The sequence below is a fragment of the Brevibacillus fortis genome (assembly GCF_003013395.1).
GTDB classification, from domain to species: domain Bacteria; phylum Bacillota; class Bacilli; order Brevibacillales; family Brevibacillaceae; genus Brevibacillus; species Brevibacillus fortis.
This window is the reverse complement of the sequence record NZ_PXZM01000033.1, coordinates 53,492-61,935: the sequence shown is the minus strand read 5'-3', so window position 1 is coordinate 61,935 and position 8,444 is coordinate 53,492. Positions and strand designations below refer to the sequence as shown.

Genomic DNA, 8,444 nt, shown 5'->3' with positions numbered 1-8,444 from the left:
GAGCAGGCTAGGAGGGAGAGAACATTGGATATCAAAAAGATTGGCATTTTGGGAGCGACTGGTGTTGTAGGCCATGCAGCCTTTCAAACGATTCTGTCTAGGACGAACTATCCGATTTTGCTGGGTGGCAGAAATCCTGAAAAGCTAAGCGAGCTTTTTACTGGGACGGACGGTAGGCTGGAATGCCAGCAGGTGGATGTATTCAACGAGGAGGAACTGCATGACTTTTGCGGTCGAGTCGATCTCGTCATCAATTGTGCAGGGCCCTCCAAGCAAATCGTTGATAAAGTTGCTGTCGCATGCCTCAAGCATGAGGTTCATTACGTAGATGTGTCCGGAGATGAGCATCTGTATCAACAATTGCTCGCACGAAAGCAGGAAATTGAGGAAAAGGGACTGTTGTTTATCATCTCTGCTGGAGTTTACCCGGGACTGTCGGAAGTCTTCCCAGCTTACGTCGCTGAAAATGATTTGGACGAAATCGATTTGCTCGAAGTCTTTTTTGCAGGACAGGGCGGGTTCTCACTCAATGCGGCATATGACATCGTCTGCAGCATTGAAGAAGATACCGGGTGGGGAATGTCTTACTTCAAGCAAGGCGAAGTCAAAAAAATAGACGGGCCGTTCCATCGCAACTACACGTTTCCAAATCCCGCTGGCAAACGCGATACCTATCCGGTAGTGACCAAGGAATTTGGCCTTATGACCAAGCAGCATCAAATCGAATCCGCTTATTTTTACAACAGCTATCAAAGCAATGCCATCCTGAATCAATTTGTGATGATCAAGGCCATGCAGCAATACAAGACCGAGGAACAAAAAAGAGCGTCAGCCAAGCTGCTGCTGGAACAGTTTGAGGCGAAGAAGCCAGGCGTGAAAGATTTTACAATGTTCCACCTGCATGCGACCGGAAAGCGTGACGGCAAAAAAGTTCGGGTCTTCTCCACTCTTCTGTACCCGAGCGACTGGAATCGGATATCTGGCATCATCGCGGCCACGGTGGCCCACTTGATCGCGGAAGATCACAACAGCAAAACAGGCTGCTTTTTCGTGGCAGAAGGCGTATCGGCGACACGTTTGATTGATGCGCTTCGCGAGCAGCAGGTTGAACTTATGCATTCCATCACGGAAATGAAGTAGGGGTGACGTATGACAAAGAATCGTAAGTTGCGTACTGTGGTATGCGGTTCCCGCTTTGGACAGTTCTACTTGGAAGCGGTTAAGGCATTGCCTGAGCAGTTCGAACTGGTAGGGTTACTGGCAAAAGGAAGTGAACGCTCGCGTCAATGCGCAGAGCGAAATGGCATCCCGCTGTACACCGATGTGAATCAATTACCTCCAGATATTGATTTGGCTTGCGTCGTATTGCGTTCCACCGTGATGGGCGGTCATGGAACAGAGCTATCGATTCAACTGCTTGCAAAGGGCATTCACGTCATTTCGGAGGAGCCGATCCACCACAAAGATTTGGCGCTGTGCCTAAAGCACGCCAAGCAGAACGGTGTTCATTTTATGACGGGCGATCTCTACGTACATTTGCCTGCTGTTCGCCGCTTTATTGCTTGCGCTCGTACGATGCTGGCTGTGCAGCCTGCCTTGTACATCGATGCTGCATGCGCTACACAGGTGTCTTTCCCGCTCATGCATATTTTGCAGGAAGCCCTCCCTTCTATTCGTCCGTGGAAAATCAGTCATGTCATCAAGGATGAGGGGCCGTTTCAAGTGTTGATCGGACAGCTGGGCAAAATTCCGATCACGCTGCGCGCCCACAATGAAGTCGATCCGGAAGATCCAGACAACCATCTACATCTGCTCCATCGAGTGACGATTGGTGTGGCCGGCGGGAGTTTGTCGCTTACAGACACGCATGGTCCCGTCGTGTGGCATCCACGTCTGCACGTACCAGATATTCCCGACATTCACGGTGAGCTGACAGTGTCCCCACCAGTACACATGCTGGAAAATAGTACACACATTCTGGGGCCGCAAGAGACGCCGACCTATCGGGATATTCTCACGAAGCAGTGGCCGCGAGCTATCGGCCGCGATTTATTCATCATGCGGGAGATGATCATGGGGCAGGTCGATAAGGCTGCAATGGAAACACGTGCGCAGCAGGAGCTATTGTGCTCACGACAGTGGCAAGAATGGACGCAGGCATTGGGATATCCCGTGCTGCGCTCGAATGGCAGCCATGAGCCGCTGTCATTAGCGTCTCTCGATCAAATAGCCTGGAGCATTCCGGTCGACGAACTTGACGACACAGCATCACCCAATGAAGCGACTTTGGCGGAAAACAACGATGTCTTTGCATGCACAGCGCCTGCCGAGAGTGAGCTAAAAGGGATAGATGCCCAACAGGTAAATACGTGCATTGAACGCCTGGATGCAGCAGCGGTGGCCTCCATGCTGCTTGCGTTGCAATCCCAAGGAGCACTGACTGTTGAACAACAATCCTATACGGCGTCAGACATTTTCACTGCTGCAAGCGTAGCAGAACGTCATCAGCCAGTTATCAGGCGCTGGCTGCACATATTGACGGATCGTGGCTACCTGAAGTTTGCCGCTGGGGAGTATCAATGCGGCATTCAGATGACGCGAGAGGAAGTAGAACGACGGTGGGATTTAGCCAAAAACGCTTGGAATGGCAAGCTGGGCTCACCGCTCGTCATGGACTATCTCAAGGACAATGCGGATCGGCTGTCACAGCTGATGGATGATACCCAGCAAGCTGCTTTGCTGCTATTTCCTGAGGGGCGCATGAATGTTGCCAATGCGCTTTATCGGGACACCCTTATAGCGCGTTATTTGAACAAGTCGGTCGCAGAAGCCGTAGCGCGGATCGCGTCTACTACAAATTCGCTTCGTATCCTGGAGGTAGGCGCTGGGACTGGTGCGACTAGTGATGTAGTTGTGGACCGCCTGAAGGCGTCTGTTTCCAAAGGACTGAATGTGGAGTATGTGTACACAGATGTTTCCCACTTTTTCTTATCGTCCGCACGTGAACGGTACAAAGATTGCTTATGGATGAAATATCAGGTGGTTGATATCGACAAAAATTTGTTTGCACAAGGTCTCACAGAAGGCAGCTTCGATATCGTGATTGCAGCAGGCATGTTGAACAACGCGCGGGACACGGATGAAGTCATCCAAGGGCTGTTGAAGACCCTTGCACCGGGAGGCTGGATGATTATTACCGAGCCAACACGAGAATTCGTAGAAATGCTCATCTCCCAGGCTTTCATGATGACTCCACCTGTAGATGACCGGAAAAATACGCAATCGACCTTCATGACTGTCCAGCAGTGGCTCGATGTGTTTCAGCGGGCAGGCGTTAAGGAGCTTGCAGTCTTGCCAGAGAAGACTCACTCATTGGCACCACTTGGACAAAAGCTGTTCCTCATCAAGAACAACATCGATGTTGGCGTCAGTCAGCAGCTTTCCCCAAACGAATACGAAGCGGCCAAGCTCATTAAATAGGAGTGTGTGCATATGTCCCAAAACCTCAAGACGAATAGTATCGAGCTCTTGATGCGCCTACGCAGAGATGGAATTTTTTTATGGGAGGAAAATGGGAGCTTGCGTTACAAAGCCCCAAGAGGAACACTTGCAGCCGACGATTTACAGGCGTTAAAAGAACAGAAAGCAGACGTTCTCGCACTTTTGCGAGCCGAATCCCAACCAGTGACGGTAGTACCAGATCCAGCAGCGCGATTTGTGCCTTTTCCCCTGACAGATGTGCAGTCTGCCTATTTGCTGGGGCGGTACGAGCTGTTTGGCTATGGTGGCGTGGCGTGCCATATCTACATGGAACTGGACTATCCCGAGCTTGATCTGAAACGGGCGGAGGATGCGTGGAATCGGCTCATTGCAAGACATGACATGCTGCGAGCAACCATCGATCAGAATGGTCAGCAGCGCATCCTGGAGAATGTTCCGCATTTGACGATTACATATACGGATACAAGTTGCATGGATGAGCAGGAGGCAGGAAGAAGGCTCGATGACATACGCGAAACGATGGGACATCGCGTGTATGATACAGCCAAATGGCCGTTGTTTGATATCGGCTTGACGAAAACGAGCGACAGAGCCGTGCTCCATGTATCGATGGAATTTCTCATCGCGGATTGGGCGAGTATTTGGCTCTTGCTGGGTGAGTTTGAGGCCCTTTACAAAGAACCGGAAAAAACATTGCCTGAGCTGCCGATTACGTTTCGCGATTACGTATACGCCGAGCGCAGCCTCAGAGAGACCACGGCGTATAGCAGAGACAAAGCCTACTGGCAGCAACGGATCGATGCATTACCACAGGCTCCAGACCTGCCAATGGCGAGACAGCAGACCCAGGATGAAAACGCACGCTTTCGCCGTCGCTTTATTCGGTTAGATAACACTTCGTGGGATGCATTCAAGCAGCGTGCCCAGCAGCGAGGATTGACGCCAACCTCCGCCGTGATGACAGCCTTTGCTGCTGTGATCGAGCGCTGGAGCCGAAATCGTGCGTTTTGCCTGAATTTGACGTTGTTGAACAGACAGCCGCTGCATGAGCGAGTCCATGAGATTGTAGGGGATTTCACATCCGTCAATTTGCTTGCAGTTGATTGGGGACTGGAGCGTTCTTTTCAGGGGCGGGCGAAAACCATTCAAAGACAGTTGTTTGAAGATTTGGATCACCGTTTGTTTTCAGGCGTTGAGGTCATGCGTGAGTTAGCGCGCAGGCGCGGGCGTGAAGCTGCTCTGATGCCCATCGTATTTACGAGCGCGATTGGGTTAGTGGAACCAGCGGAAGGCGGTAAGCTACAGGGTAAAATTGCGGGGCACGGAATCAGTCAAACGCCGCAGGTTTTCATTGATTGCCAAGCCATGGACAGCCAGGCAGGATTGCAAGTGAACTGGGATGTGCGAGAGGGCGTCTTTCCACCGCATATCGTTGATGACATGTTTGATGCTTTTGCCAAATTACTGCATTCTTTGGCGGAAAGCGAGCAGATGTGGGAGGGAGCTGACGAAATTGCGTTGCCAGACTGGCAGCGGGAAGAGCGTCAGCAGGTGAATGCGACCACCGATGCTATACCAGGGTACGCCTTGCATCAGCCAATCGTAGCGCAAGCAATGACGACGCCAGATCGTCCAGCCGTGATTGATAGTGAAGGACAGCTCACGTATGCGGAGTTGGTCAAACGAGCTGCCGCAGTTGCAGGGAAGCTGAAAGAGCTGGGTTGCCGCGAGCAAGACCGCGTCGCCATCGTGATGGAAAAAGGCGCACATCAAGTCACAGCCGTACTCGGTACATTGTTTGCCGGAGCTGTCTATGTGCCCATTGATCCGAAGCAACCCGAGATGCGTCGACAAGCCATGATGGAACAGGCAGACATCCGCTATGCCTTGACGGTATCTGCCAACCAGTTGCAATGGTCCGACTCCATTCAAACGATTGCAGTGGATCAAGTAAGCCCGCAGCATGAACCGTTGATCCTGCCTGACCTAAACCCGGATTTGCCTGCGTACATCATCTATACGTCTGGCTCTACGGGACAGCCCAAAGGGGTCGTCATCAGCCACCGTGCAGCGGCAAATACGATCGAGGACATGCTTCGTCGTTTTGCGATTACGGAAAATGACCGCGTGCTTGGTCTTGCGCAGCTGAGCTTTGACTTATCTGTCTACGATATTTTTGCCACGCTCTCTGTGGGTGGTGCTATCGTGTATCCTCATCCCGACCGCCAAACGGATCCGTCCCATTGGTCAGAGCTGATAGCCAGGCATGACATCACCGTGTGGAATTCCGTGCCGGCCCTGATGCAGATGCTGATCACGTATTTGGATTCCACGCCAACTGTCAAAGTAGATAGCTTGCGACTGTCCTTGCTTTCCGGTGACTGGATTCCGCTGACGCTGCCTGATCGGATGCAAAAACATCTGCCTGCCGCAGAGATTATCAGTCTCGGTGGTGCCACGGAAGCATCGATCTGGTCGAATTACCATCAGTACAAAGGGCTGGAAGCCGACTGGAGCAGTATTCCGTATGGTCGACCGCTCGCCAATCAAGGCTTCCGCGTCCTCGATTCGCAGATGCGCGATTGCCCGGTGTGGGTGATCGGGGATCTGTATATTACCGGAGCTGGCTTGGCAAAGGGCTATGTAGGAGATCAAAGACTCACAGAGGAAAGGTTCTTCTCCCACCCTGCCGATGGAGAGAGACTTTACCGAACCGGTGATTTGGGCCGCTACACACCGGGTGGTGAAATCGAGTTTATCGGCCGCGAAGACAATCAGGTCAAAATCAGAGGTCATCGGATCGAGCTAGGTGAAATTGAATCGGCCCTGCTCAAACACCCTGCTGTAGCCGCAGCTGGTGTCGTTCTGGATGGAGCGAGTGACGAGCCTGTTTTGTTGGGGATTGTGGAGTGCGCCCGCAAGATAGACCTTGACCTTGAAGCGGAAAGAGCGGAATTCACGATGCTCGTAAATGAGATCGGCGAAGAAACGGGCATGGAGGTCAATCAACGCATTGCCATGCTTTTGCAACAGATTGCGCGACAACATATGAGCAAGCCTCTTCGGATATTGCAAGTTGGCGGAGTGAACGGGGCGTTGACAGAGGAAGTCCCACAAGCGTTGGAAGGCTATGATGCAGAGTATATTAGAATGGATATCGTAGAAGAAGAGTATCGGGCACAAGGACTGGCACCGAACTCGTTCGACGTGGTGTTAGCTGCGGGAGATATAGAAAGCTCCGACATGAGCAAGCTGAAAGAGTTGATTTGCCCGGGTGGGTGGCTCATTCTTGCAAATTGGACAGAGGCGTCATGGATAAGTGAGTGGCAGAAGGAAGAAGACAGTCTTGCATTCGTGTTGCAAAAGGATGGAGAAAATCATCTGCTTGTCCATCGCGTGAAGCTAGATAGGGTGAAAGTCAGTGCCGCAGAGCTGGAAAAATTCCTTTCCCTACACCTGCCTGCCTATATGTTGCCTGCCCACTTGCAAGTCGTAGATGCGTTGCCGCTTACTGGAAATGGAAAAATCGATCGCCGCGAACTGGCAAAATGGCGACCTGCATCGTCGTTCGGGCAACAGGCTGGTATGGACGCTACAGAGGCGGCTGAATCAGATCCGTTGGAAGCACAGCTTGCTCACATCTGGGCAGAAGCATTGGGAGTCTCGAGAATCGGTCGAACACACAGCTTTTATGAGTATGGAGCAGATTCCCTCATCATGGCGCAGGTAGCTGGAAAGCTGCGCGACAAGCTGGCGGAGGACTCGACGCACGCTGCCATCCCGTTTGATGTCTTGCTCCGACAAATGCTTAACTTCCCGACTGTGGAAGCACTGGCTGGGTTCATACACGAGCGCAATCAGGAGATGCAGCAGAGTGAGGAAGTCGCGTTGCCGAAAAAACGCAACAAATCGAGCAATGCCGTGCTGATTCCCTATGGCGGTGACGAATCTGGGCCGCTGCGGGTTGTGTTCCATGCCGTTTTGGGGACAATGGACAGTTTTCGTCCATTGATTGAACAGCTCAAAGCCCAGCAGACAGGAAGCATCGTCGGGATCGCCATTGACGATAGCGAGCGCTATTGCGCGCTAGAGCCGTCCGCGCTGATAGAAACCGTGGCCGATGACTATGCCGAATGCTTGATCGACCTCTTAGGTGATGGAGAGCAACGACCTGTACAGCTCATCGGTTATTCCTTGGGCGGATTGATTGCCATTGAAGTAGCGAGAAGACTCGGGGAGCAGGGCGTCCCTATTCTGGACCTGGTTTTGATTGACATTCCTCCGATCCTGACAGAAGTGAATGACGATCTCTTGATTGAAGCACTGTTCGTTCCGAACCTGAACATCACGCTGGAACAAGCTGATTTTGGAAAAGTGGATGAGCATGATTTTGCACGGGCAATTTTGCAACTTGTAGAAAAATACGGGGATTCCATCCCGCAAGGCTCAGCGTGCACGATCAGCGGAGACGAGGGGCTAGACCAGGTGGGAGAGATGTTCCGCAAATTATCCGTGTTTGATAGAAGAGAACGCTTTACTGCTTATGTCCAAGCGCTAGGCAAAACATCAGGAGAACAGATGCCAGTAGAAATGGCAGAGGGCTTGTGCAAAGTGTTTGGTCAGAGCTTTAAAGCAGCTCGTTATACTCCCTTGCCTTATATGGGAGACATACGTTTCCTGCTGGCTCGCGAGCCGTTTCAATTTTTGCCAAGCACAAGCGAAGAGACCATCGCTTTTTGGCAGGATATATGCATTGGAGAACTGGAAGTGACAGAAATTGCTGGCAACCACTACAGCTGCATGGTAGGAGAGAATGCGGTCAAGCTGGCAGAGCTGTTGGCAGTACCGTTTGACACCAAATAAATTTCAAAATCAAGACAGCGGTAGACATGGACGAAAAAATAGTGTCCGTAGTCTACCGCTGTCCTTTTTTCTCTACTTGT

Annotated in this window: 3 protein-coding genes; all 3 read left to right on the top strand. The window is 51.7% G+C overall.

From position 1 onward, the window contains the following. The first annotated feature begins 24 nt into the window (after window positions 1–24). Genes C7R93_RS20025 through C7R93_RS20015 form a run of 3 tightly spaced genes read left to right on the top strand, consistent with a single transcriptional unit; the run spans window position 25 to window position 8,364 of the window. Window positions 25–1,140 carry a saccharopine dehydrogenase family protein gene (locus C7R93_RS20025; protein WP_106840467.1) on the top strand — a complete coding sequence of 372 codons (1,116 nt, stop codon included), beginning with the start codon at window positions 25–27 and terminating at the stop codon, window positions 1,138–1,140. Between the two features lie 9 nt (window positions 1,141–1,149). Beyond that, on the top strand, window positions 1,150–3,480 hold the full coding sequence (locus tag C7R93_RS20020; protein ID WP_106840466.1) for a bifunctional Gfo/Idh/MocA family oxidoreductase/class I SAM-dependent methyltransferase: 2,331 nt from the start codon (window positions 1,150–1,152) through the stop codon (window positions 3,478–3,480). 12 nt (window positions 3,481–3,492) lie between these two features. Then, the gene (locus tag C7R93_RS20015; RefSeq protein WP_106840465.1) at window positions 3,493–8,364 is read left to right on the top strand and encodes a non-ribosomal peptide synthetase; all 4,872 of its coding nucleotides are present in this window, start codon (window positions 3,493–3,495) and stop codon (window positions 8,362–8,364) included. Window positions 8,365–8,444: the final 80 nt, after the last annotated feature.

Excerpts from the sequence above, each read along its gene's own strand:
- C7R93_RS20015 (WP_106840465.1), top strand. The coding sequence starts at position 3,493 with ATGTCCCAAAACCTCAAGACGAATAGTATCGAGCTCTTGATGCGCCTA.
- C7R93_RS20020 (WP_106840466.1), top strand. The coding sequence starts at position 1,150 with ATGACAAAGAATCGTAAGTTGCGTACTGTGGTATGCGGTTCCCGCTTT.